We start from the raw sequence: 23189 nt of genomic DNA, 5'->3' as shown, positions 1-23189 counted from the left end.
GGTGGCATTGACCGGTCGAGTTTAGCGCCCCGCCCGATGCGGGCGGCATGACTTCCCGCACCGGCGGCTGACCGGCCGCGTCGCTAGACTTCCGCGGATGCCGTTTTCCAATTTCTGCCGCCGCCCGACGCGGCCCTTCGTCGCGTGCGCCGTTCTGCTGCTCGCCTCCCTCGCCACAATCGCGCACGCGGCCGATGCGCCGCTGTCGGTCCCGCGCGTCGATGCCGACATCGAGGTCGACGGCGTCATCGACGAGGCCGTCTGGCAACAGGCCGCGCAAGTGGCGTTGCCGTACGAGATCCAGCCCGGCGACAGCGTCGATGCGTCCGTCGCGACGACCGCCTATATCGCGTACACGGACGATGCGCTGCTGGTGGCGCTCGATGCACGCGACCCGGACCCGTCGAAGATCCGCGCGTTCCTGCGCGACCGCGATGCGCTGTACCGCGATGACTTCGCGGGGATCATGCTCGACACGTTCGACGACCAGCGCCGCGCATACGAGTTCTTCGTCAACCCGCTCGGCGTGCAGGCGGACCTCGTCAAGGAAGAAGCCAGCGGCCACGAAGACGATGCGTGGGACGGGCTGTGGACCAGCGCGGCCCAGATCACCGAGACCGGCTACCGCATCGAGATGCGGATCCCATTCGCGACGCTGCGGTTTCGACCGACCGACGGCGCGCGTCGCTGGGGCGTGCGCTTCCTGCGCGTGCGGCCGCGGGAGCACCGCTTCGTGTACGCGGACCAGCGTGTCGAGCGCGGCGCGCGCTGCGATCTGTGCTCGATGCGCAAGTTCGACGGCTTTGCCGGCATCCGGCAGGGCCGCGGGCTGGAGATCACGCCGACCCTCACCGTTGCGCACGCGCAATCGCGCGACGGGGACGACTGGCGCGGTGAGGGCACGCAGATCGAGCCCGGCGTCGACGTGGCTTGGACGCCGAGCCCGAACCTCACGCTCAGCGCAACGCTGAACCCGGATTTCTCGCAGGTGGAGTCGGACTCGGCGCAGCTCGATCTCAATACGAGCTTCGCCTTGTTTTTCCCCGAGAAGCGGCCGTTCTTTCTTGAGGCCGCAGACACGTTCAGCACCCCGCTGCAGGTGCTGTACACGCGCCAGATCGCGGATCCGGACGTCGGCGTGCGGGTCACCGGGCGCCTGGGTTCGAGCGCGTACGGCGCCGTGCTTGCGCGCGACGCGATCACGCAGCTGTTGATCCCCGGCGCGCTCGGCTCGCGCTTCCAACTGCTCGACCAAGCCTCCGACGCGGCGTTTGCACGCTACCGCCACGACTTCGACGGACAGGCGAGCTTGGGCGCCGTGGCGACCGTGCGCAGCGGCGACGACTACCGCAATGCACTGGTGGGCTTCGACGGCCGCTGGCAGCGCGACAGCCACACCTTCAGCGGGCAGTGGCTGCGCAGCGATTCGCGCTATCCCGGCAGCCTTGGGCTCGACGAGGCATCGCCGACGGGCGATGCGCTGGTCGCGCGCTACAACTTCGGCAACCGCAACTGGAACAGCCACCTGCACCACATCCGGATCGACCCGGGCTTCCGCGCCGATCTGGGCTTTATTTCGCAGGTCGGCTTCGACCGCACCGTCGCCGGCGGGAACCGCCACTGGTATGGGGCCGAGGGCGCGGCGATCACGCGCGTTACGGTCGGCGGCGACTGGGACATCACCCATCGCAGCGACGGCCAGGTGCTCGAGCGCGAGGTGGAGGGCTTCGTAGGCGTCCGGGGCCCGCGGCAAAGCTTCGCCCAGATCGGCGGCGGCGTACGCGAGCGCTTCTGGGACGGGCGCATGTTCGACGAGTCGTTCCGCTCGCTGTTTCTCGAAGCCACACCGTGGGCGGGCGTGCGCACCGAACTGGTCGTGCAGACCGGCCGCCAGCTCGATTTGCGCGCTGCGCGGCTCGGCGACTACACGCAGCTCGGCGTCGAACTCGGGCTGGACATCGGGCGCGGCCTCGCCATCGCGCTCGACGCGAACGTGCAGACGCTCGAGCGCGACGGCGGCACCGCCTTCGAGGCCCGGGTGCTCGACGGCCGCGCAAGCTGGCAGCTCGACCCACGCCAGCGGCTGCGCCTGTCCGTGCAGGCAAGTGAAGTGCAGCGGGATGCGGCGTTGTATGCCGTGCCCGTCGGAGCCCGCAGTCGCGACGTCGCGGCGCAGTTGCTGTACTCGTACAAACTCAACCCGCGCACGGCCGCGTACCTGGGCTACTCGCACGGCGGCTATGCCGACGATGACCAACTGCAGCTGGCCGATCGGGACCGCGGCGTGTTCCTGAAGCTCAGCTACGCCTGGCAGCCGGGGGGGTGATCGGGGCGGCGCCCGGCGCCTGCCGGGCGTAGCCGCCTGACGTGTGTGGGGGTGGCGACAATGCCGCCCGTCGAAGCGTCACACCGCGTAGCCGGTGTGGATCGCGACGATGCCGGCCGAGAGGTTCTTGTAGCTGCAGCGCTCGAAACCGGCGGCCTGCATCATCGACTTCAGCTCGTCCTGCGGCGGATGCTTGCGGATGCTTTCGGCGAGGTACTGGTAACTCCCCGGGTCGCCTGCGAACAGCTTCCCCAGCTTCGGCAGCACGTTGAACGAGTGGAAGTCGTAGATCGGCTTGAACCACTCCGCCTTCACTTCCGAGAACTCCAGCACGCGCGCCTGCCCACCGACCTTGAGCACGCGATGCATTTCGCGCAGCGCAGCGTCCTTGTCGGTGACGTTGCGCAGGCCGAACGCGATCGTGACGAGGTCGAAGCTCGCATCCGGGAACGGCAACTTCTCGGCGTTGCACTGCACATAGTCGAAGCCCGACACGCGGCCGCGGTCGATCATGCGGTCGCGACCGACGCGCAGCATCTCGCCGTTGATGTCGCCGAGCACGACGGCGCCCGCATCGCCAACCCGATCGCGGAGCAGCGCGGCGATGTCGCCGGTGCCGCCGGCCAGGTCGAGCGCGCGATCACCGGGCCGCACCTGCGCGGTCGCAACGAAGTAGCGCTTCCACGCGCGATGGATGCCGAGCGACATGAGGTCGTTCATGAGGTCGTACTTGCGTGCGACCGACGAGAACACCTCGCCGACGAGTTTCTGCTTCTCCTCGACGCGCACGTCGCGGAAGCCGAAGTGGGTGGTGCCGGGGCGGGGGTCGTGATCGCTCATGCGGCGATTATCGCACCCGGGCGCGTGCATGCCGCGCTGGGCTGGCATCGCAAAAAAGAAGGGCCCGCATATGCGGGCCCTTTTTCGTGCATCGGCGTGCGGTCAATAGCTGACCGACACCTGGTTCGAGCAGCTCGCCGTGCCGGCGTTGCAGACCTTGTAGGTCACCGAGCCGCTGCCGCGGACGCGCAGGCTGTCGGTGTACGCGCCGGTGTTGTTGATCGACGAGGCAACCTTGCCGCCGTTGCGGAACACGTCGACCGCGACATCGCCGCCGCTCCACGCCAGACGGTTCTCAAGACGACCCTTGCGCGTGCTGAAGTTCTGCGCGGTCAGGCCCGTTGGCGCCGTCGCCGGCTCGCCACCGCCCCCGCCGACGATCGCTTCGGCCGCCGCGAACGTGCGCACGAGGCCGTAGCCGTAGCTCGTGTCACGCCCGGCCGCGCCGAGGTCGAGCGCCGTACCGGTGAGCGCGGTGCGCACCTGATCGTTCGTGGCCGACGGGTTCGCGCTCCACACGACAGCGGCCGCGCCGGCGACGTGCGGCGTCGCCATCGAGGTGCCGTCGAGGTAGGCATAGCCGCTCGTGTTCGACTCAGCCACCGTGCTCGCATTCGCGCTCTGGCCGAGCGCGCCCGCGACGAGGGCCCGGCCGTCTTCCTGGCTCAGGCTCAGCGCCGGGATCGTCGACGTGACGCCGTCGCCGAGCGTGCCCGAGAAGCCGCCCGGCGCGTTGTTGTAGACGATCGCCGCGACGCCGCCGCCCGAGGTCACTGCGTTGACCTTGTCGACAAAGCTGATGTCGCCGCGCTCACAGAGCACGACCTTGCCGGCCCAGCCGCCCGGCGCGGTGCAGCGCCCGCCGTCGACGAGGCCGCCGGTCGCGGTCTTCTGCACCGTGCCGGTCATCGCCGAGACGATGTAGTTGGCCGCGCCGACTTCCAGGGATGCGTCGCGGAGCGGGTAGGTGCTGAGCACGCCGACGCCCGGCGCGGCGATCTCGACCTGGCTGGTGTACTGCGAGAAATCGGCCTTCACGTTGTTCTGGTCGACTGCAGCCACCGACACCACGCTGTCGTACGACGCCGGGTAGCTGTGGCGGTTGTTGCCGTCGTTGCCGGCCGCCGCGATGCTCAGCACGCCCTTGGCGTTGAGATCGGCGAACGCGTTCTTCTCGGTGGTGCTGCTGGTCGAGCCGCCAAGGCTCATGTTGATGACCTTCGCACCGGCTGCCTCGCAGCGGTTCGCCGCGTCGACGAGCGTCGACGCGTAGCTCCAGCCGCACGAGGCGCCGTCGAACACCTTGACGATGTGCAGCGAGACCTTGCCCGGGCTCACGCCGACGACGCCGGCCGTGTTGTTGACCGCGGCGATCGTGCCGGCCACGTGCGTGCCGTGGCCGCAGCTGTCGTTGTTCCAGCCGCTCGGATAGCCCGTCATCGCCACGCCCGCGAAGTCCTCATGCGCGGCGTTGATGCCCGAGTCGATCACGCAGACCTTGACGCCCTGCCCTTCGGCTCCGACGCTCCAGGCCTGCGGCGCCTGCACGTTGTTGATGCCGTACGGCGTGACCTGGCCGAGCGCGTAGCGCGGCGCATCGGGCTCGACGTACTCGATGTTCGGGTTGTTGCGCAGCCCGGCCAGCGCCTGCGCCGGCACGGACACGGCGATCACGCGCTGCCGATCGAGCTTGAGGTGCACACGCCCGCCAGCACCTCGCACCGCGTTTTCAGCCTGTGGTCCGGCGCCGGGCTTGAAGCGCACGAGGACGCGATTCGGATCAGGCTGTGCGGCAGACGCCGAGGCAACGGTCAGGACGGCGGCGGCGGCGAGCGCGGCAACGAGCGGGTGGCGCTTCATGGGTGTGCTTCTCCTCGAGTATCGGAAACGGGACATCCATCACGGATGAGCCGAAGACCGACCATACCCCCACTGAAGCTGAACAGGGTGCTGCACTGCAGCAGCCGTGTTCAGAACCCTGATCAGAGGATGTAGCGGCTGAGGTCCGGATCCTTCACCAGCTCGCCGAGGTGGGCGTCGACGTATTCACGGTCGATCGTGACCGCCTGCCCGCCGCGGTCGGGCGCATCGAAGCTCAGCGTGTCGAGCAGCCGCTCGAGCACCGTGTGCAGGCGGCGCGCACCGATGTTCTCTTGCCGCTCATTGACCTGCGCGGCGATTTCGGCGAGCCGCTCGACGGCCTCGGGCGCGAACGCGAGCTCGACGCCTTCGGTGCGCAGCAACTCGATGTACTGCGTCGTCAGCGCGGCCTTCGGCTCGGTCAGGATGCGCACGAAGTCGTCCTTGCTCAGCGCACTGAGCTCGACGCGGATCGGGAAGCGGCCCTGCAGCTCGGGGATCAGATCGCTCGGCTTGGCCAGGTGGAACGCGCCGGAGGCGATGAACAGGATGTGGTCGGTCTTGATCGAGCCGTACTTGGTCGAGACGGTCGAGCCTTCGACGAGCGGCAGCAGATCGCGCTGCACGCCCTCGCGCGACACGTCGCCGCCGCTGAGGTTCTCGCCGCGCTTGGCGACCTTGTCGATCTCGTCGATGAACACGATGCCGTGCTGTTCGCAGGCCTCGATCGCCGCTTCGCGCACGTCGTCCTCGTTGACGAGCTTGCCGGCCTCTTCCTCGACGAGTTGCGAGCGCGCGGCCTTGATCTGCAGCGTCTTCTTATGGGTCTTCGCACCTGCGACCTGCGAGAACATCTGCCGCAGCTGCTGGCCCATCTCCTCCATGCCCGGCGGCGCCATGATGTCGACGCCGACGTTGATCGCGGTTTCGATCTCGATCTCGCGCTCGTCGAGTGCGCCGCTGCGCAGCTGCTTGCGCAGCTTTGCGCGCGTTTCGTTGTCCTTTGCGCTCGCCTCGTCCTCGGCCGGTTCCTCGCCCCCGAATCCAAACACCGTGGTGACCGCGCGCCGCGGCAGCAGGGCATCGAGGATGCGGTCTTCCGCGCGCGCTTCGGCCTGCGCACGAACACGCTGCTTGGCCTGTTCGCGATAGAGCTTGACCGATGTGTCGGCCAGGTCGCGGATGATCTGCTCGACGTCCTTGCCGACGTAGCCGACCTCGGTGAAGCGCGTGGCTTCGACCTTCACGAACGGCGCATTCGCGAGCGTGGCCAGGCGGCGCGCGATCTCGGTCTTGCCGACGCCGGTCGGGCCGATCATGAGGATGTTCTTGGGCATCACCTCATTGCGCAGCACGGGCTCGAGCTGCATGCGGCGCCAGCGGTTGCGCAATGCGATCGCGACCGCGCGCTTGGCATCCTGCTGACCGATGATGTGGCGATCGAGCTCCTGCACGATCTCGCGCGGGGTCATCGTGGCGTTCGAAGTATCGGGTCTATGCGGCATCGGAATCGGGTCTTTGATATGGGTCGCGGAGACGGGAACGGTGGCGGCATGCGTGTGACCGCCGCGAGGACGCGTTGCGACGCGGGCGCGTCAGCGGGCTGATTGCGCGCGGCGGATCAGAGCTCTTCCACGACGATGTTGCGGTTGGTGTAGATGCACACGTCGCCGGCGATGTTGAGCGCCTCGACGGCCATGGTCTTCGCATCGAGCGTGGTGTGCAGCGCGAGCGCACGCGCGGCGGACAGCGCGTACGGGCCGCCCGAGCCGATCGCGATGATCCCGTCCTCGGGCTCGATGACGTCACCGGTGCCCGAGATGATCAGCGAGGTGTCCTTGTCGGAGACCGTGAGCAGCGCTTCGAGCTTTCCGAGGCGGCGTTCGGTGCGCCAGTCCTTCGCCATCTCGACCGCGGCGCGCGTGAGCTGGCCGTGTTTTTCGAGCTTGGCTTCGAACAGTTCGAACAACGTGAACGCGTCGGCGGCCGCACCGGCAAAGCCTGCGAGCACCTGGCTGTCGCGGCCGAGGCGTCGCACCTTGCGTGCGTTGCCCTTCATCACCGTGTTGCCGAGCGTGACCTGGCCGTCGCCGGCGACCGCGACGCGGCCGTCGCGCCGCACCGAGAGGATCGTGGTGGCGTGAAAGACATTCGGGTTGCGACTGGGGTCCATGCGGCCTCCGGAGGGTGTCCGCACGAGATGGGGTCGTACGCCGGGGCGACAAGGGGCCTGTGCCCTCAACGCGCGTTTGCACGTCCGCTGCAGGCGCCGGAGCCCGCGCTGATCACTCTTCTTCGCTCGCCCCGCGCTTGCGCCGCGCGCGCGGATGCGCCGCGTCGTACACCTTCGCCAGGTGCTGGAAATCGAGATGCGTGTAGATCTGCGTCGTCGCGATATCGGCGTGGCCAAGCAACTCCTGCACGCCGCGCAGATCGCCCGACGATTCGAGCACGTGGCTTGCGAACGAATGCCTCAGCAAATGCGGATGCACGCGCTTGAACAGGCCCTGGCGCTGCGCGAGCTGGGCAACGCGCAACTGCACCGCGCGCGGCGTGATCGGCCCGCCGCCGCGGCCCGGAAACACCGGCGCGTCGCTTGCGGCACCGGTTTCGGCGCGCCATTGCGCGAGCGCGGCGCGCGCATGCGAGCCGACCGGCACGCTGCGCTCGCGCCGGCCCTTGCCGAGCACGTGCACGAGGCCATCGGCGAGGTCGAGGTCGCGCCAGCGCAGGCGGCACAGCTCGCTCAGGCGCAGGCCCGAGGAATAGAACAGCTCGAGCAGCGCGCGGTCGCGCAGCCCGAGGGGCGCGTCGGTGGGCACTTCGACGAGCGCGGTGGCTTCGTCGGCATCCAGCACCTGCGGCAGCTTGCGCGGGGCCTTCGGCGCACGCACCTGCGCGGCCGGGTTCGCCGCGATACGGCCGTGCTTGAGCAACCAGGCAAAGAAGCTGCGGCACGCCGACAGGCGCCGTTGCAGGCTCTTCGGCGACAGCCCGCGTCGATGCTCGGCGGCGACGAACGCGCGCAGCGGTGCCGCCTGCAGCTGCACGACATCGCCCTCGCCTTGCGCCAGGCACCACTGCGTGAGCGCATCGAGATCGCGCCGGTACGCATCGAGCGTGTGCGGCGAGGTGTGCCGCTCGACGCGCAGGTATTCGAGGAACCCGTCGACCGCGTTCATCTTGTTGCGTGCAGCCGTTTAGCTCGGATCAGGTGTCGAAGCGCGCGAGCGCGGCTGCGAATGCCTCGATCATCATGCGCAGGAAGAGCGTGCCCATGCCGGGGAAAAACCGGTTCGCGTCGCGGCTGCCGACCGCGACGAGGCCGATGCCGGTGACCGGCAGCAGCGCAGTCGATTGCATCTCGTCGGCGCGTGCGCCGTACAGCAGTGCGTGCTTGTCGGGATTGAGCCGCCCGCACAGCGCCTCGCCGCTTGCGAGGCAATCGCGGAACGGTGTCAGGCGTGCGTCTTCGGCGTCGATGACCTGCAGCCACTCGACGTCGTGCAGGCCTTCGACCGGACGCAGCAGCACGATGCGCACGAGCTCGCCGTTGAAGTCCTCGGCGAGGCTCGCGGCCATCGCGCGCACGGTGTCGGCCGCATTCGTCTGGCGCATCAGCAACAACGTGAGCTGGTGCGCACGCACGCTGAGCCGCTCGTTTTCCTGCGCGTTCGCAAACAGCTCGTGCAGCCGACGCGAGAGCTCGCGGTTCTTGTCGCGCAGCACCTCGAGCTGGTAGCTCGCGAGCGATGCGGTCGCACCCTGTTCGCGCGGCACGACGAGCGTGAGCGCGAGATCGGGAAACTGCTGCAAAAAGCGCGGGTGCCGGCGCAGCCAGGCGGCGACGTCATGCGCGCCGAGCTTGTCAGTGTCGATCATCGATCCATTCCCCTTCGAACACGAACGAGGCCGGGCCGGCCATCGTGAGCGGCACGTCGTCCGACGGCCATTCGATCTGAAGCGTGCCGCCGGGCAGCTCGACGCTCACCACACGCGCGACGCGCCCACGCCGCATGAGCACCGCGGCGGCCGCACAGGCGCCGCTGCCGCACGCGCGTGTCTCGCCCGCACCCCGCTCGTACACGCGCAGGCCGATGCGGTCGCGTGCATGCACCTGCGCGAAGCCGACGTTCGCCGACTCTGGAAACGCGACGCTCGCCTGCAGCCGCGGGCCAATCGTCGCGACCGGCGCGGCGTCGACGTCATCGACCTCGATCACGGCGTGCGGATTGCCCATCGAGACCGCGCCGAACGCGAGCAGCGCGTCGTCGACCTCGAGTGCGTATGCGTCGAGCGCGCGGTGAAAGCCGCGCAACGGCACGCGTGCGGGCTCGAACTCGGGCACGCCCATCGCAATGCGGAAACGACCGCCGCCGAGCGGCGTCACCGCATGGCGGCCGGCCGGGCTGTCGAGCTGGAAGTCACCGTCTCCGGCCGCACCGTCGCGCACGAGCCAGGCCGCGATGCACCGCGCGCCGTTGCCGCACTGCTGCGACGGCGAGCCGTCCGCGTTCCAGATGCGGTAGCGCGCGACGGCGCCGGATGCGAGCGCGTCCTCGACGGTCAGGATTTGGTCGCAGCCGATGCCGGTGTGGCGGTCGGCGAGCGCGCGGCAGGTGGCAGCGTCGGGCGGCGTGCGCCCGCCGCGCAGGTCGAGCACGACGAAGTCGTTGCCCGCGCCGTGCATCTTCGTGAAGCGACGCATCGCCTGCGCCATGGCTCAGCGCGCCGGTGGATCGGCCGGGATGTCGTCCGGCTCGATCGCATCGACGCCGGTGTCGGCCTCGGGCTCGACCTGCGGCAGCGCGTCCGGGTCGGGCACCGGGCGCGCGGCCTCGGGCAGCGGCGCATCGGCCTCGACCGGCGCCGCCGACGGCAGCACGAGCGGGCCCTTGTTGCCGCAGCCGGCGAGCGGCAGCAGCGCGGACAGAAGGAGTGCGGAGATGATCGGTCGCATCGGGCGAGTGTAGCGGGCTTGCCCGGCGCTGCGATGCGCGCGGCATCGCGGTCCGTCTGCGGCGATCAGCGCGGCGGCTCGGGACGGCGCCACAACCACAGCGCGACGATCACCATGCACGTCGTGCCAGTCGCGGCCATCCACGCGCGCGGCGCGGTGAGCCACATGATCGCGGCGGCCACGGCCATCATCACGGTTGCCAAGCGCTTCGCGCGCCGGCTCACCGCGCCGTGTGCCTGCCAGTCGCGGATCATCGGACCGAAGCGGCGGTGGGCGAGCAGCCGCGCGTGCAACCGGTCCGAGCCGCGCGCGGCGGCGAACGCGGACAGCAGCACGAATGGCACCGTTGGCAGGCCCGGCAGCACGATGCCGATCAGGCCTAGGCCGAGCGCGGCGTACGCGAGCAGCCACCAGGCCCAGCGGAAGCGGTTTGGCGTGGAGGAAGTCATGGACGCGGAAACGCGGTGATCTCAGTCCCCAGACGAGTCGCGTACGAGGGTACCGGGACCGGACGCCGGGCTCTGCGGCTCTCGGCTCCGTCGGACCCTCCTGGTCCGACTCGCCGCGCCTGCCATCCATGGCCGGCTCAACGCCGCAGAGCCCGACATCCGGCCCCTCTGCGGAACCACGCTGCGTCCGAAGCCAAAGAGCGAACAGCACCAGCTTGCACGATGGAAGCGTTTCGCACTGCGTCGATGGTTCCCCGAGGGCCCAGTCGACGGAGGACATGCGTCAAGCGGGCCATGGAGGGCCCGCGCCGCGAGTCGGGCAGGAAGCCCGACCGAGCGGGAGAGCATGCCTCCGTCGGCCGGGCCCGAGCCTCCGCAGCCCTCGCGCTTTAACGCTTCCGCGTCAGCGACCGCCGGCGGCCGTCTTTGTGCTCGTATCGCTCACACCGAGCTGATCAAGCGCGAACGCATACATCTCGGCCAGTTCGCGATAGCGACGGAAACGCCCCGACTTGCCGCCGTGACCCGCATCCATATTCGTGCGGAACAGCACCGGCTTGTCGGAGGTGTTGAGGTCGCGCAGGCGCGCGACGTACTTCGCAGGCTCGAAGTACTGCACCTGCGAGTCCCACAGGCCCGTGCCGATGAACATCGCCGGGTAGGCCTGGTGCTTGAGGTTGTCGTACGGCGAGTACGAGAGCATGTACTCGTAGTAGTCCTTCTGCTCGGGATTGCCCCACTCGTCGTATTCGTTCGTCGTGAGCGGGATCGTCGGGTCGAGCATCGTCGTGACCACGTCGACGAACGGCACCTGCGACAGGATCAGGCGGTACTTCTCGGGCGCCATGTTGCTGATCGCGCCCATGAGCAGGCCGCCGGCACTGCCGCCGTACGCGGCGACGCGGTCCTTCGCCGCATAACCTTCGCGCACCAGATGGTCGGTGACGTCGATGAAGTCGGTGAACGTGTTCTTTTTGTTGAACAGCTTGCCGGCGTCGTACCACGCGCGACCCATTTCCTGGCCGCCGCGGATGTGCGCGATCGCATAGACCATGCCGCGATCGAGCAGGCTCACCACCGGCAGGTTGAACGCGGGGTCCATCGACGAGCCGTAGCTGCCGTACGCGTACTGCAGCAGCGCGGCGGTGCCGTTCTTCTCAAAGCCTTTCTTGTAGACGATCGACACCGGAATCTTCGTGCCGTCGCTCGCCGCCGCCCACATGCGCTCAGTCACGTACTTCTCGGGATCGTAGCCAATCACCGGCTGCTGCTTGAGCAGGCGGCGCTCACCGGTCTTCGTGTTGACCTCGTACGTCGTGGCCGGCGTCGTCAGCGAGGTGTACGTGTAGCGGAGCCAGTCGGTGCCCGGCTCGGCGTTCGTCGCCAGGCCCATGCTGTAGGCCGGCTCGTCGGCCTTGACGTACTCCTCCTGGCCCTCGCCCTTGAGCAGGCGCAGGCGCTCGAGCCCGTTCGAGCGCTCGGCAATCGCAGTGAAACCGTCGAACAGCTCGAAGCCCTCGATGAACACGTCGTCGCGGTGGGCGACCCAGTCCTTCCACTGCGCGCGCGAGGTCGAACCGGTCGGCGCGGTCACGATCTTGAAGTTTTCAGCGCCGTCGGCGTTTGTGCGGATGACCCAGCGGCCGTCGTAGTGATCAGCGTCGTATTCGACATCGCGCTCACGCGTTGCCAGCACGGTGAACCCGCCGGGGTTCGCGGCCGGCGTGCAGCGCGACTCGCTCGAGACCGTGCTCTCCACGCCGATGCAGATGAACTTGTCATCGCGGGTGCGGCCGATGCCCATGTAGAAGCTCTCGTCCTCTTCCTCATAAACGAGCACGTCTTGCGATGCAGGCGTACCGAGCACGTGCTTCTTCACCCGCTTGGTGAGCAGCGTCTCGGGGTCTTTCTCGATGTAGAACAGCGTGCGGTTGTCGTCAGCCCACACGAGGTTCGGCGATACGCCGCCGATGCGGTCTTCGAACACCTCGCCGGTCTCAAGGTTCTTCACGCGCACCGTGTACTGGCGACGGCCGACATCGTCCTCGGCCCACGCAAGCATTTTATTGTTCTGGCTGACGACCCAGTCGCCGACGCTGAAGTAGTCCTTGCCCTTCGCCATGACGTTGAGGTCGAGCAGCACTTCTTCCGGCGCGTCCATGCTGCCCTTGCGTCGCGCGTAGACGGGGTAGTCCTGGCCGGTCTCGAAGCGCGAGTAGTACCAGTAGCCGCGCTCGCGGTACGGCACCGAGCTGTCGTCCTGCTTGATGCGGCCGACGATCTCGTCGTACAGGCGATCCTCGAGCGGCTTGAGGCGCTGCATCGTCGAGTCGACGTAGGCATTCTCGGCTTCGAGGTAGGCGATGACCTCGGGGTTCTTGCGGGTGTCGTCGCGCAGCCAGTAGTACTCGTCGGCGCGCGTGGCGCCGTGCGGCGCGCGCACCTCGTGCCGCTTTTTTGCCGCGTCGGGCGGCGTGGGAGCGGACGGCGGTGCGGCGGAAACGGAAGCGCTGGTCATAAGCAACGTCACAAGCAGAAGGGGGAAGGGTTTCATCGATAAGGTCCGGACGCGGTGATCGCAACCGCGACCGGTGGGCGCGGCGGTGAACCATCAGGGGAGAAAACAGAGCGCTCGGGCGTGGCCACTGCGTAGACGCCGGCGCTTGCAGGACCGGCGTGCGCCGCGCGAAGCATCACCGGCTGCACCTTCGGTGCAAGCCCATCGCCAGTCCCCGCTCGCAGGCGGGGACTGGCGCGTCGCAGAGAACGGATGGGCTTAGATCACGACGGATCGTTGAGCGCATTCCACAGGAACGTGAACGCAAGTGCGCTCATATGCGCGGCCTGGGCGTTGTTCGCCGAGCCGCCGTGGCCGCCTTCGATGTTCTCGTAATAGCGCACGTCCTTTTTGGCCTCGTGCATCTTCGCCATCATCTTGCGCGCATGGCCCGGGTGCACTCGATCGTCGCGCGTGGAGGTCATGAACAGCGTCGGCGGATAGTCTTTCTTCGCATCGAACAGGTGATACGGCGAGAACGTCTGGATGAACTTCCAGTCGTCGGTGTCGGGGTTGCCGTACTCGGCCATCCACGACGCGCCTGCAAGCATCTTGTGGTAGCGCTGCATGTCGAGCAGCGGCACCTGCACGACGACCGCACCGAACAACTCCGGGTACTGCGTGAGCATGTTGCCGGTCAGCAGGCCGCCGTTGCTGCCGCCCTGGATGCCGAGGTGCTCCGGCGACGTGATCTTGCGATCGATGAGGTCGCGCGCGACCGCCGCGAAGTCTTCATACGCCTTGTGGCGGTTCTGCTTGAGCGCAGCCTGGTGCCAGCGCGGGCCGTACTCGCCGCCGCCGCGGATGTTCGCGACCGCGTACACGCCGCCCTTCTCGAGCCAGCCCTTGCCGACGCTGCCCGAGTACCCCGGCGTCAGTGAGATTTCGAAACCACCGTAGCCGTACAGCAGCGTCGGCGTCGTGCCGTCGAGCTTGAGGCCTTTCGGCTTGACGATGAAGTACGGGACCTTGGTGCCGTCCTTGCTCGTCGCGAAGTGCTGTGCGATCTCGTGCTTGGACGCATCGAAGAACGTCGGCATCGTCTTGAGCACTTCGGGCTGCTCGCCGATCGTCGCAATCGACAGCGTGCTCGGCGTGAGGTAGTCGGTGACGGTGAGCCAGACCGCATCGCTCTCATCGGCATCGACGTCATCGACACCGATCGTGCCGAACGTCGGCGCACCGGTGAATTCGCTGCGCGCCCACTCGCCTTCGCTCTTCGGCGTCAGCACGCGCAGGCGGTTTTTCACGTCCTCCAGCACGTTGAGCACGAGGTGGCTTTTCGTCCACGTGAAGCTCGAGAGCGAGCTGTGCTCATCGGGTTCGAACAGCGTCGTGAACTCGCGCTTGCCGGCCATGAAGTCGTCGAACTTCGCGGCGATGAGGCTGCCGGCCGGGTACGTCTTGCCGCCGGCCGTGTACGGCTCGCGCAGCTCGAGCACGAGCCACTCCTTGTGGACCGACTTGTTCGCCGAATTCGGTGCGTCGACCTTCTTGAGCGTGCCATCGGCCGTGCGGAGGTACAGCTCGTCGTTGTAGAACGCGAGCGTGCGGCTGACGAAATCGCGCTCGAAGCCCGGCGTGTCGTCGTGGCCGGCCGCGATGTACATGTCATCCGGCTTGCCTTCGTAGACGGTCTTCGCCTGCGCGAGCGGCGTGCCGCGCCTCCATTGCTTGACGACGCGCGGGTAGCCCGATTCGGTCATCGAGCCGGCGCCGAAGTCGGTATAGACGTAGACGTTGTCGCGGTCGATCCAATCGGTGCCGCCCTTCGCCTCGGGTCGGAAGAAGCCGTCCTTGATCCACTGCTTCGTGGTCAGGTCGAACTCACGCGTGACGTCCGCATCCGCGCCGCCGCGCGAGAGCGCGATCAGGCAGCGCTCGGGCGCTTGGCTGCGGTCGGTCGGCTTGAGGCAGTTCGCGCCGTGCCAGACCCAGTTCTCGCCCTCGGCTTTGTTCAGGGCGTCGAGGTCGATCACCGTTTCCCACTTCGGGTTCGGCTTGCGGTACTCGTCGAGCGTCGTGCGCCGCCACAGGCCGCGCTCGTGCTGCTTGTCCTTCCAGAAGTTGTAGTAGTGCGGGCCGATCTTCTCGACGGCCGGGATCTTCGCGTCCGAATCGAGGATCTCGCGGATGTCGCCCTTGAGCTGCTTGAACTGGGGCGTCGATGCAAGCTCGGCTTCGGCCGCGGCGTTGCGCTCGCGCACCCATGCGAGTGCGCGGTCGCCGCCGACATCCTCGAGCCACAGGTACGGGTCAGTGGGGGTGTTCACAGTGGCCTCCTGGGCGCCGGAGGGCGACGGCCCCGCCGCGAACGACGGCGCGGCCGCGGCAAACGCGGCGACAAGGCCAATGCGGATCCAGACGGACAGGCGGGCCTGGGACTGCGGGGGCATGGCGACTCCGGCTACGGTGGAAAACCCGCAACCTAGCATGCGCCCCGCATCGGGCCGTGGCTCAGGCCGCCTGCGCGACACCCGCGCCGCGACGGCGACGGCGCGCCTGGGCAGGCCGCCGGGCGCTGTGCCGGACAGGCAGCAGGCGGCGCACGCCGGCGCCTGCTTCGGCCGGCACATGGAAGCGATGCAGTGCCCACCACGCGCTCGCCGGCATCGCCACGAGCCACAGCGGCCACCAGCCGAGCAGCGCATGGTGCCCGCGCGCCGCCGGCAGCAGCAGCACGAGCGCCACGCCGATGGCCACGAGTGCGCGCAGCGCTTCGTCGAGGCGCGCAAGCCGCGCATCGGCGGTCAGAGGACGGTCGGTCGGTGTCATGGGCAGCTCCGGCAAGGTCGGGGCAGCGACCTTCGCCGCCCGCGGTCTCACCGACTGCGACCTCGCTCCGCGGTGCGGAGCTGACGGGCTTCAGCGCTCGTAGTTGCTCAACGCGAGCGCGAGCAGTGCGCGGGCCTGTTCGCGCAGCACCGGCGGGTCGACGATCTCCGCGTCCGCGCCGTAGTGCATGACGTCCATGAGCAGCTCGCGTCCGGTGCTGTAGGGCACCTTGAGCTCGTAGCGGCCGTCGGGCAGGAAGCGCCCCTGCTGCTGCGAATGCCAGTGCTCGTCCGCGACCCAGCGCGCGGCCTTCGGACTGAACACGATCGTCGCCCAGCCCTTCGGGGGGCCCGAGAAAATGCCGTAGCTCGACGCGAGCTGGCGGTCGAGTTCTTCATCGGGCACGTCGCGCGCCGCGCCGTCGCCGAGCTTGGCGTTGAGGATGCGGTCGACCGAGAAACTGCGCAGGCCCTCGCGCTCGTGGTCCCACGCATCGAGGTACCAGTTGTCGCGGTAGTGAGTGAGCCGCTGCGGCGAGACGTGCCGGCGCGTTTTTTCGTCCGTCGAACGGGCGCGGTAATCGAACGTGAGCTGCTTGCGGTCGAGCACCGCCGTCGCCACTGTGCGGAACGAGACTTCATCGACGCTGCGCAGCCGGTGCGGCACCACGCGCACGCGCTCGATCGGCACGCGCCGCCCGCCCGCGTGCTCGTCGAGCAGCCGCTCGATGCGTTGCTGCAGCGGGGCCAGCGCGTTCGACAGCACACCGCTGCCGCTGCGCACGAGCAACTGCTGCGCGGCGATCAGCGAATGCAACTCTTCCGAGCTCAACCACAGTCCGGGCAGCTCGAAGCGCTCGCTCGTATCGTAGCGAAAGCCCGCTTCGCCGTTGCCGACGACCGGCGCCATCAGGTAGTCGCGCAGATAGGCGAGATCGCGGTAGACCGTCGCGCGCGAGCACTCGAGCTCCTCCTGCAACCGTGCAACCGTCACCGGGTAGCGGGCGGCGGCAAGGATGCGGTGCAGAGCGTGGATGCGTTCGATGCGTTCCATTTAGGGTCCGATGGCTGGCGTGAGCGACGTCCTGCGTTAAGCATGGCATTGGCCTTGTCGAGGCCGCCACTGCTTACGCCCCCGCGACTGCCCATGCTTGAGTTGGCTGCCCCGCCCCGCCGGCTTCGCCGGTGGCGGCTTTTGACCCGCCTCGTCGCGTGGCTCGGCGTCTGGCTGCCGCTGGCAGTCTGGGCGGCCGACCCGCGCGAGGAAGTGAACGCGGCCGTCGACAAGCTGCTCACCGCGCGCAGCTACCAGGCCGCACTGGTGAGCGCGGACGGCAGCGTGCAGCAACGGCTCGAGTTCGAAGCGCCGGGCCGTTACCGCATCCGCACCGGCGGCGAGGACCTAGTCGTGATCGGCGACGTGCTGCACCGCCAGCGCGACGGCGCCACGGCGCAGGCGCCGCTGCCGCAGGAAGTGCTGACGCGCTGGCGCGACCCAGCGCGGCTCGCCGAGCGCGTGAACGACATGGACATCGCGGTCGTCGGCGATGAGGCCGTGGCGGGCGTGCCCGCACGCAAGTACCGCATCGACACGCGCCCGCCCGCGGTCGGCGGCCTGGTGCTGTGGGTCGGCATCGACGGTTACCCGGTGCAAATCCTGGCCCGCGGCGCGCCCGGCGTGCCGGCCACGTTGATCCGCTATGCGCGCTTCAACGACGCCACGATCGACGTCGAGCCGCCGCGCTAGAACCCCAGCTCGACGAGCGCGAAGGTCTCGCCGCGGTTGCGGCCCCGGGTGCTCGCGTTCGACATGTGGCGCAGCCCGAGCCGCACCGGACCGATGTCGTAACCCACGCCGGTCAGGATCTGCGCGTGGCCGGACAGCACGTCGTTGTCGACGCTGACCCAGGCCACGCCCGCGCTTGCGGACCACTGCTGCCAACGGACCCGGCGGCCGAACGCGACAAACGCAGCCTCCGGCACGCGCGGCTTCGGGCCGTTGCGCTCGCGCTCGCGAATGAAGCCCGCCATCGTTTCCCACTGCCCGTGCGCGCCTCCCGACCACGCCAGCGTCGCCACGCCCGTGCGGCGCCCGTCGATCTCATCGGCGATGCCGCCCCCCACCCGCCACTCGGCCCAGACGGTCGGGGCCGCGGCCAGAAGCAGCAGCGCCGCGGCGGCACGTCGTAAGCCGGTCGACATCGGGCGGGCCTCCCTGCCGGCCGTGCCGGCGATGACGGTGCGACGGGTGACACGTGACAGACCGTGGATCGCGAACGTGAGCTGTCGCGCGCGTGCGCGCGGCGTCGGCCGTGGCCCGCGATCCGCTAAGCTGTCGACCGTTTGCCGTTCCCGACACCCGGCTTCCATGCGCGAGCCCGAGCTCGATCTCTCGCCGACTCCGGGTGACGAGGTCCGCACCACCACCTGTTACATGTGCGCCTGTCGCTGCGGCATCAAGGTGTGGCTGCAGGACGGCAAGATCCGCTACATCCAGGGCAACCCGGCGCACCCGGTCAACCAGGGCGTGCTGTGCGCGAAGGGTTCGGCCGGGATCATGCAGCACTACTCGCCGGCACGGCTTGAGAAGCCGATGCTGCGCGTCGGCCCGCGCGGCTCGGGCGAGTTCCGCGAGATCGAGTGGGACGAGGCGCTGTCGATTGCGGCCGGCTGGCTCGGAGACATCCGCGCGCGTGACCCGAACGAGCTCGCGTTCTTCACCGGCCGCGACCAGAGCCAGGCATTGACCGGCTGGTGGGCGCAGCAGTTCGGGACGATCAACTACGCCGCGCACGGCGGCTTCTGTTCGGTGAACATGGCCGCGGGCGGGCTGTACACGCTCGGCGGCAGTTTCTGGGAGTTCGGTGAGCCCGATTGGGAGCACACGAAGCTGCTGATGCTCTGGGGCGTGGCCGAAGACCACGACTCCAACCCGATCAAGCTCGGGCTGGGCAAGCTCAAGACACGCGGCGCGAAGATCATCACAGTCAACCCGGTGCGCACCGGCTACGGTGCGATCGCCGACGAATGGATCGGCATCCGTCCGGGCACCGACGGGCTGTTCGCGTTCGCGCTGATCCACGAGCTGCTGCGGATGGACCGCATCGACCTCGACTACCTCGTGCGTTACGCGAATGCGCACTGGCTTGTCGTGCGCAACGAAGGCGGCGCCGACGACGGCCTGTTCGCCCGCGACGAGGACGACGCGCCGCTGTGCTGGAACCGCGCGACGAACGCCCCGGCGCGCGCCGATGCGATCGACGTGCAGCCCGCGGTCGTCGGCGAGGTCACCCTGCCCGACGGGCGCCGCGCGGTGCCGGTGTTCCAGCTCGTCGCCGAGCGCTACCTCGATCCGCAGTACGCGCCCGACGCGGTGAGCGAGCGCTGCGGCATTCCCGCCGCGACGATCCGCCGCATCGCGCGCGAGCTCGCCGACACCGCATTCGAGCAGGCGATCGAACTGCCGATCAAATGGACGGACACGCACGGTCGCATGCACGCGACGATGACCGGCCGGCCGGTCGCAATGCACGCGATGCGCGGCATCAGTGCGCACAGCAACGGCTTTCACACCTGCCGCGCGCTGCACCTGTTGCAGCTGTTGCTCGGCGCAGTCGACACGCCCGGTTCGTTCCGCTACCAGCCGCCGTTCCCCAAGCCCATCCCGCCGCCGAACCGCCCCGGCCGCACGCGCCAGCCCAACGGCGTGCTCGACGCCGCACCGCTCGGGTTCGTGCACGGGCCCGAAGATCTCGTCGTCGACGAGCACGGCCACCCGCGCCGCATTGACCATGCGTTTTCGTGGGCGTACCCGCTCAGCGCGCACGGGATGATGCACACCGTGATCCGCAACGCGTGGGCCGGCGATCCGCAGCGCATCGATACGCTCATGATGTTCATGGCGAACATGGGCTGGAACTCGTCGATGAACACCGCCGAGACGATCGGCTGGCTCACCGACAAGGACGAGGCCGGCGAATACCGCATCCCGCGCATCATCTACGCCGATGCGTACGCGTCCGAAACCGTTGCCTACGCCGACCTCGTGCTGCCGGACACCACGTATCTCGAACGCTTCGATGCGATCAGCCTGCTCGACCGGCCGATCTCCGATGCCGACGGCGCCGCCGATGCGATCCGCCATCCGGTGTTCGACCCGGCCACGCAGCCCGGCCCGTCGGGCGCGCAGCGCGATGTGCGCGGCTTCCAGTCGGTGCTCATCGACATCGGCGCGCGGCTCGGCCTGCCCGGCCTGATCGACGAGACCGGCGCGCCGCGCTACCGCGATTACGCGGATTTCCTCATCCGCCACGAGCGAGCGCCCGGCGTCGGCCTGCTCGCCGGCTGGCGCGGCGAGGACGGCACGCTGGAAGCGAAGGGCGCGCCGAATCCGCAGCAGCTCGATCGCTACATCGCCAACGGCGGCTTCTGGCGCAGCGAGATCCCCGAGACCGCGCGCTATTACAAGATGGCCAACCGCGGCTACCTCGACTGGGCACAGCGCATGGGCTTTCTCGCCTCGGGCGAGCCGATCGTGCTGCAGCTGTATTCGGAGACGATGCAGAAGTTCCGGCTCGCCGCGCAGGGCCATGGCGCGCACGTGCCGCCGCCCGAACACCGCGAGCGCGTGGCCACGTACTTCGATCCGCTGCCGATCTGGTACGAGCCGTTCGAGAGCGCGCAGGTCGACGATGTCGACACGCGTTTTCCGCTGTCAGCGATCACCCAGCGTCCGATGTTCATGTACCACGCGTGGCATGCGCAGAACACGTGGCTGCGGCAGATCGCGGCGCGCAACTGGCTCTACCTGCACCCCGACACCGGCGCGCGCTTCGGCGTTGTCGATGGACAGTGGATCGCCGTGCGCTCGCATATCGGCGAGATCCGCGTGCAGGCGAAGTTCGCATCGAACGTGCAGCCGGACACCGTGTGGACGTGGAACGCGATCGGCAAGCGCCGCGGCGCGTGGCGGCTCGCGAAGGACGCGCCCGAAGGCCGCGAGGGCTTCCTGCTCAATCACCTGATCTCGGACATCACCCCGCGCGGCGATTACGCGAACGCCGACCCGGTGACGGGCCAGGCGGCGTGGTTCGATTTGCGCGTGTCGATCGAGCCGGTGGCCGCGGCCGACGCGAGCGCGCCGCAGTTCGCCCCCATCGCATTCACCGGCGCCGACAATAAGCCGCTTCGCTACGGCGCCGACCTGCGCCGCGCGCGTGCGCTGGGAGATAAATCGTGAACCCGCAACGCATCCTCATGGGCTGGACGTGCATCGCCTTGGCCTTCATCGCGATCGCGCTTGTCGCCACCGGCCTCGTCGAACCGCCGGGCCTGCGCGACGTGCGCGGCGGCGCGGACTTGCTCGCGGTGTTCGGCTCGGCCGTGCTCGTGCCGCTCGCGCTGTTTGCGTTCGGCTTGTGGCTCATCAAGGCTCCGCGCAAGCAATGACCGCGTTGCCGCCACCGTCGCCGAAGAAGCTCGGCCTCGTCATCGACCTCGACACCTGCGTGGGCTGTCACGCGTGTGCGGTCGCGTGCAAGCAGTGGAACGCGGCGGGATTCGCGGCGCCGCTCACCGATGAGCAGCCGTACGGGCGCGATCCGGTGGGCGTGTGGTTCAACCGCGTGCACAGCTACGAGCTTGCCGCCACCGACTTCGACACGCCCGCGCACGATCCCGGCGCGCACGACGCGCTCGGCATGTCGACGTCGAACACGCATGCCTGCGCATCGACCGTGCCGCTCGCGCAGCTCGACGCGCAGCCGGCGATGACGCTGCACTTTCCGCGCAGCTGCCTGCACTGCGAGACGCCCGCCTGCGTGACCGTGTGCCCGACCGGCGCGAGCTACAAGCGCGCCGAGGACGGCATCGTGCTCGTCGACGAGAGCAAGTGCATCGGCTGCAAGCTGTGCTCGTGGGCCTGCCCGTACGGTGCGCGCGAGTACAGCGCGGTCGAGGGCGTGATGAAGAAATGCACGCTCTGCGTCGACCGCATCTATAACGAGCAGCTCGACGAGGCCGAGCGGCAACCCGCCTGCGTGCAGGCCTGCCCGACGCGCGCGCGCCACTTCGGCGACCTCGGCGATCCGGAGTCCAAAGTGTCGAAACTCGTCGCCGAGCGCGGCGGTGTGGGCCTCATGCCCGAACTCGGCTACGAGCCGGTCAACCGCTATCTGCCGCCGCGGCCGCGCCGCGCGGGGCCTGTGGACGAGGCGCAGGCGCCGGCCGAAGAAACGCTTGATGCGAACGCATTGCCGCCCGTGCTGCGCTGGCTGGATCGGGTGCTGTCGCGATGAATCCTGCGTTCTCCGTGATCGTGTTCAGCACGCTGTCGGGCACCGGTTACGGACTGCTCGCACTGATCGCGCTCGCAACGCTGATGCAGGCCGCGCCCGCGCGCACGCTGCTCGTGCTGCTGCCGATTGCGCTCGCGCTCGTCACGATCGGCCTGCTGAGCTCACTCGCGCACCTCGGCAAGCCGCAGCGCGCGTGGCGCGCGTTTTCGCAATGGCGCACCTCGTGGCTGTCGCGCGAGGGCGTGTTCGCGGTCGCCACCTACGTGCCGGCATTCGCGCTCGCAGCCGCGCTGCTGCCGCAGGCGATCGACGGCGGCGGCGTCGCGACGGCGTCGCGCGGGAACGCCTGGGCGATGCTCGCGGCGGCACTGACGCTGCTCGGCGCGATCGCGACCGTCGTGTGCACCGCGATGATCTACGCCTCGCTCAAGCCGGTGCCGGCGTGGCGGCACGCGCTCGTGCTCCCGGGCTACCTGTTGTTTGCATTGCTCGGCGGCGCGGCCGTGCTGGTGGCCGGCCTCGCGGTGTCGGGCGGCGCCGTCGGGTTCTGGGCCGCGCTGCTCGCCCTCAGTGCGCTCGTCGCGCTTGTCATCAAACCGGCGTACTGGCGCGCGATCGATGCGTCGCCGCTGCCGCTCACGCGCGGCGACGCGGTCGGTCTGCCCCAGCGCGACGTGCGTGTGTTCGAGCGTCCGCACACACAGGGCAACTTCCTCACGCACGAGATGGGCTTCGTGCTAGCACGCAAGCATGCGCGACGGCTGCGAATGATCGCGCTGGTGCTGTTCGGCGCCGTGCCGCTGCTCGCGGTCGCACTCGCGCTCGCATGGCCGGCCAGCGCGCCCGCCGCACTGCCGTTTGCGGCATTCGCCGCATTGATCGGCACGTTCGTCGAACGCTGGCTGTTTTTTGCGCAGGCCAGGCATCTGGTGGCGTTGTACTACTGATCGCCACGGCGGTGGCGTCACACACGCCGCATGCGTCGAGATCCGCACGTCATTTCAGCATGGCGCGTTTGCGCGAACGCGCGGCGGCGTGCATGTCGCCGGCGGCACGCGGTCGTTGAAGTTCCTTCTTCGAAGGCTGGCCGACTTCGAGCAACCGGCGCGGCCACACGAAGCCGCTGG

At 68.9% G+C, this 23189-nt stretch carries 20 protein-coding genes; 6 read left to right on the top strand and 14 right to left on the bottom strand.

Annotated elements, in window-relative coordinates:
- The first annotated feature begins 97 nt into the window (after positions 1–97).
- On the top strand, positions 98–2326 hold the full coding sequence (locus tag IE075_RS10530) for a carbohydrate binding family 9 domain-containing protein (protein WP_189456290.1): 2229 nt from the start codon (positions 98–100) through the stop codon (positions 2324–2326).
- Positions 2327–2404: 78 nt separating this feature from the next.
- On the opposite strand, the gene ubiE is transcribed toward IE075_RS10530, so the two are convergent.
- The 13 genes from ubiE to IE075_RS10465 all read right to left on the bottom strand — a co-directional run bounded on the left by ubiE (position 2405) and on the right by IE075_RS10465 (position 16820).
- Positions 2405–3166 carry a bifunctional demethylmenaquinone methyltransferase/2-methoxy-6-polyprenyl-1,4-benzoquinol methylase UbiE gene (gene ubiE, locus IE075_RS10525; RefSeq protein ID WP_189456289.1) on the bottom strand — a complete coding sequence of 254 codons (762 nt, stop codon included), beginning with the start codon at positions 3164–3166 and terminating at the stop codon, positions 2405–2407.
- A 102-nt stretch (positions 3167–3268) separates the two neighbouring features.
- Positions 3269–5026: a S8 family serine peptidase gene (locus IE075_RS10520; RefSeq protein WP_189456288.1), complete on the bottom strand. Its 1758-nt coding sequence runs from the start codon at positions 5024–5026 to the stop codon at positions 3269–3271.
- A 122-nt stretch (positions 5027–5148) separates the two neighbouring features.
- Positions 5149–6498, bottom strand: a complete 1350-nt coding sequence (gene hslU / locus IE075_RS10515) for an ATP-dependent protease ATPase subunit HslU (RefSeq protein ID WP_484484280.1) — start codon at positions 6496–6498, stop codon at positions 5149–5151.
- A 149-nt stretch (positions 6499–6647) separates the two neighbouring features.
- Entirely contained in the window at positions 6648–7199 is a 552-nt protein-coding gene (gene hslV / locus IE075_RS10510) for an ATP-dependent protease subunit HslV (protein ID WP_189456283.1), read from the bottom strand.
- A gap of 112 nt (positions 7200–7311) precedes the next feature.
- Positions 7312–8208: a tyrosine recombinase XerC gene (gene xerC, locus IE075_RS10505; RefSeq protein WP_189456282.1), complete on the bottom strand. Its 897-nt coding sequence runs from the start codon at positions 8206–8208 to the stop codon at positions 7312–7314.
- Between the two features lie 28 nt (positions 8209–8236).
- Positions 8237–8908 (bottom strand): DUF484 family protein, encoded by a 672-nt coding sequence (locus IE075_RS10500; protein ID WP_189456279.1) that lies wholly within the window; start codon positions 8906–8908, stop codon positions 8237–8239.
- Positions 8895–9746: a diaminopimelate epimerase gene (gene dapF / locus IE075_RS10495; protein WP_189456277.1), complete on the bottom strand. Its 852-nt coding sequence runs from the start codon at positions 9744–9746 to the stop codon at positions 8895–8897. The genes IE075_RS10500 and dapF overlap by 14 nt, the downstream gene beginning before the upstream one ends.
- Before the next feature lie 3 nt (positions 9747–9749).
- Complete coding sequence (gene lptM, locus IE075_RS10490) at positions 9750–9986, bottom strand: LPS translocon maturation chaperone LptM (RefSeq protein ID WP_189456275.1); 237 nt, start codon at positions 9984–9986, stop codon at positions 9750–9752.
- 65 nt (positions 9987–10051) lie between these two features.
- Positions 10052–10435 (bottom strand): YbaN family protein, encoded by a 384-nt coding sequence (locus IE075_RS10485; RefSeq protein WP_189456273.1) that lies wholly within the window; start codon positions 10433–10435, stop codon positions 10052–10054.
- 403 nt (positions 10436–10838) lie between these two features.
- Complete coding sequence (locus tag IE075_RS10480) at positions 10839–12989, bottom strand: S9 family peptidase (RefSeq protein ID WP_189456271.1); 2151 nt, start codon at positions 12987–12989, stop codon at positions 10839–10841.
- Between the two features lie 227 nt (positions 12990–13216).
- Entirely contained in the window at positions 13217–15388 is a 2172-nt protein-coding gene (locus tag IE075_RS10475) for a prolyl oligopeptidase family serine peptidase (RefSeq protein WP_189456269.1), read from the bottom strand.
- Positions 15389–15449: 61 nt separating this feature from the next.
- Positions 15450–15767: a hypothetical protein gene (locus tag IE075_RS10470; RefSeq protein WP_308427821.1), complete on the bottom strand. Its 318-nt coding sequence runs from the start codon at positions 15765–15767 to the stop codon at positions 15450–15452.
- A gap of 90 nt (positions 15768–15857) precedes the next feature.
- Positions 15858–16820, bottom strand: a complete 963-nt coding sequence (locus tag IE075_RS10465; RefSeq protein WP_189456266.1) for a helix-turn-helix transcriptional regulator — start codon at positions 16818–16820, stop codon at positions 15858–15860.
- A gap of 141 nt (positions 16821–16961) precedes the next feature.
- On the opposite strand from IE075_RS10465, the gene IE075_RS10460 reads away from it, so the two are divergent.
- The gene (locus tag IE075_RS10460; protein ID WP_189456264.1) at positions 16962–17513 is read left to right on the top strand and encodes a hypothetical protein; all 552 of its coding nucleotides are present in this window, start codon (positions 16962–16964) and stop codon (positions 17511–17513) included.
- Here IE075_RS10460 and IE075_RS10455 read toward each other — a convergent pair.
- Positions 17510–17968 (bottom strand): acyloxyacyl hydrolase, encoded by a 459-nt coding sequence (locus IE075_RS10455; RefSeq protein WP_189456263.1) that lies wholly within the window; start codon positions 17966–17968, stop codon positions 17510–17512. The two genes, IE075_RS10460 and IE075_RS10455, sit on opposite strands and share 4 nt — an antisense overlap.
- Before the next feature lie 166 nt (positions 17969–18134).
- Here IE075_RS10455 and IE075_RS10450 point away from each other — a divergent pair, with 166 nt between their 5' ends.
- Genes IE075_RS10450 through IE075_RS10435 form a run of 4 tightly spaced genes read left to right on the top strand, consistent with a single transcriptional unit; the run spans position 18135 to position 23009 of the window.
- The gene (locus IE075_RS10450; protein WP_189456261.1) at positions 18135–21005 is read left to right on the top strand and encodes a molybdopterin oxidoreductase family protein; all 2871 of its coding nucleotides are present in this window, start codon (positions 18135–18137) and stop codon (positions 21003–21005) included.
- Positions 21002–21214: a hypothetical protein gene (locus IE075_RS10445; RefSeq protein ID WP_189456259.1), complete on the top strand. Its 213-nt coding sequence runs from the start codon at positions 21002–21004 to the stop codon at positions 21212–21214. The genes IE075_RS10450 and IE075_RS10445 overlap by 4 nt, the downstream gene beginning before the upstream one ends.
- Complete coding sequence (locus IE075_RS10440) at positions 21211–22062, top strand: 4Fe-4S dicluster domain-containing protein (RefSeq protein WP_189456256.1); 852 nt, start codon at positions 21211–21213, stop codon at positions 22060–22062. Before IE075_RS10445 ends, IE075_RS10440 begins: the two co-directional genes overlap by 4 nt.
- The gene (locus tag IE075_RS10435; RefSeq protein WP_189456254.1) at positions 22059–23009 is read left to right on the top strand and encodes a dimethyl sulfoxide reductase anchor subunit family protein; all 951 of its coding nucleotides are present in this window, start codon (positions 22059–22061) and stop codon (positions 23007–23009) included. The genes IE075_RS10440 and IE075_RS10435 overlap by 4 nt, the downstream gene beginning before the upstream one ends.
- Positions 23010–23189 lie beyond the last annotated feature (180 nt).

The organism is Cognatilysobacter bugurensis (genome assembly GCF_014652095.1).
GTDB classification, from domain to species: domain Bacteria; phylum Pseudomonadota; class Gammaproteobacteria; order Xanthomonadales; family Xanthomonadaceae; genus Cognatilysobacter; species Cognatilysobacter bugurensis.
The sequence above is the reverse complement of the archived record's forward strand: the minus strand, read 5'-3'. Positions and strand labels throughout refer to the sequence as shown.

What these genes read in the sequence shown, in the direction of transcription:
- IE075_RS10440 (WP_189456256.1), top strand. Translation starts at nt 21,211, where the DNA reads ATGACCGCGTTGCCGCCACCGTCGCCGAAGAAGCTCGGCCTCGTCATC.
- IE075_RS10450 (WP_189456261.1), top strand. Translation starts at nt 18,135, where the DNA reads ATGCGCGAGCCCGAGCTCGATCTCTCGCCGACTCCGGGTGACGAGGTC.
- IE075_RS10500 (WP_189456279.1), bottom strand. Translation starts at nt 8,908, where the DNA reads ATGATCGACACTGACAAGCTCGGCGCGCATGACGTCGCCGCCTGGCTG.
- lptM (WP_189456275.1), bottom strand. Translation starts at nt 9,986, where the DNA reads ATGCGACCGATCATCTCCGCACTCCTTCTGTCCGCGCTGCTGCCGCTC.
- IE075_RS10475 (WP_189456269.1), bottom strand. Translation starts at nt 15,388, where the DNA reads ATGCCCCCGCAGTCCCAGGCCCGCCTGTCCGTCTGGATCCGCATTGGC.
- IE075_RS10435 (WP_189456254.1), top strand. Translation starts at nt 22,059, where the DNA reads ATGAATCCTGCGTTCTCCGTGATCGTGTTCAGCACGCTGTCGGGCACC.
- ubiE (WP_189456289.1), bottom strand. Translation starts at nt 3,166, where the DNA reads ATGAGCGATCACGACCCCCGCCCCGGCACCACCCACTTCGGCTTCCGC.
- xerC (WP_189456282.1), bottom strand. Translation starts at nt 8,208, where the DNA reads ATGAACGCGGTCGACGGGTTCCTCGAATACCTGCGCGTCGAGCGGCAC.
- IE075_RS10480 (WP_189456271.1), bottom strand. Translation starts at nt 12,989, where the DNA reads ATGAAACCCTTCCCCCTTCTGCTTGTGACGTTGCTTATGACCAGCGCT.
- IE075_RS10520 (WP_189456288.1), bottom strand. Translation starts at nt 5,026, where the DNA reads ATGAAGCGCCACCCGCTCGTTGCCGCGCTCGCCGCCGCCGCCGTCCTG.
- hslV (WP_189456283.1), bottom strand. Translation starts at nt 7,199, where the DNA reads ATGGACCCCAGTCGCAACCCGAATGTCTTTCACGCCACCACGATCCTC.
- hslU (WP_484484280.1), bottom strand. Translation starts at nt 6,498, where the DNA reads ATGACCCCGCGCGAGATCGTGCAGGAGCTCGATCGCCACATCATCGGT.
- IE075_RS10530 (WP_189456290.1), top strand. Translation starts at nt 98, where the DNA reads ATGCCGTTTTCCAATTTCTGCCGCCGCCCGACGCGGCCCTTCGTCGCG.
- IE075_RS10465 (WP_189456266.1), bottom strand. Translation starts at nt 16,820, where the DNA reads ATGGAACGCATCGAACGCATCCACGCTCTGCACCGCATCCTTGCCGCC.
- IE075_RS10485 (WP_189456273.1), bottom strand. Translation starts at nt 10,435, where the DNA reads ATGACTTCCTCCACGCCAAACCGCTTCCGCTGGGCCTGGTGGCTGCTC.
- dapF (WP_189456277.1), bottom strand. Translation starts at nt 9,746, where the DNA reads ATGGCGCAGGCGATGCGTCGCTTCACGAAGATGCACGGCGCGGGCAAC.
- IE075_RS10470 (WP_308427821.1), bottom strand. Translation starts at nt 15,767, where the DNA reads ATGACACCGACCGACCGTCCTCTGACCGCCGATGCGCGGCTTGCGCGC.
- IE075_RS10455 (WP_189456263.1), bottom strand. Translation starts at nt 17,968, where the DNA reads ATGTCGACCGGCTTACGACGTGCCGCCGCGGCGCTGCTGCTTCTGGCC.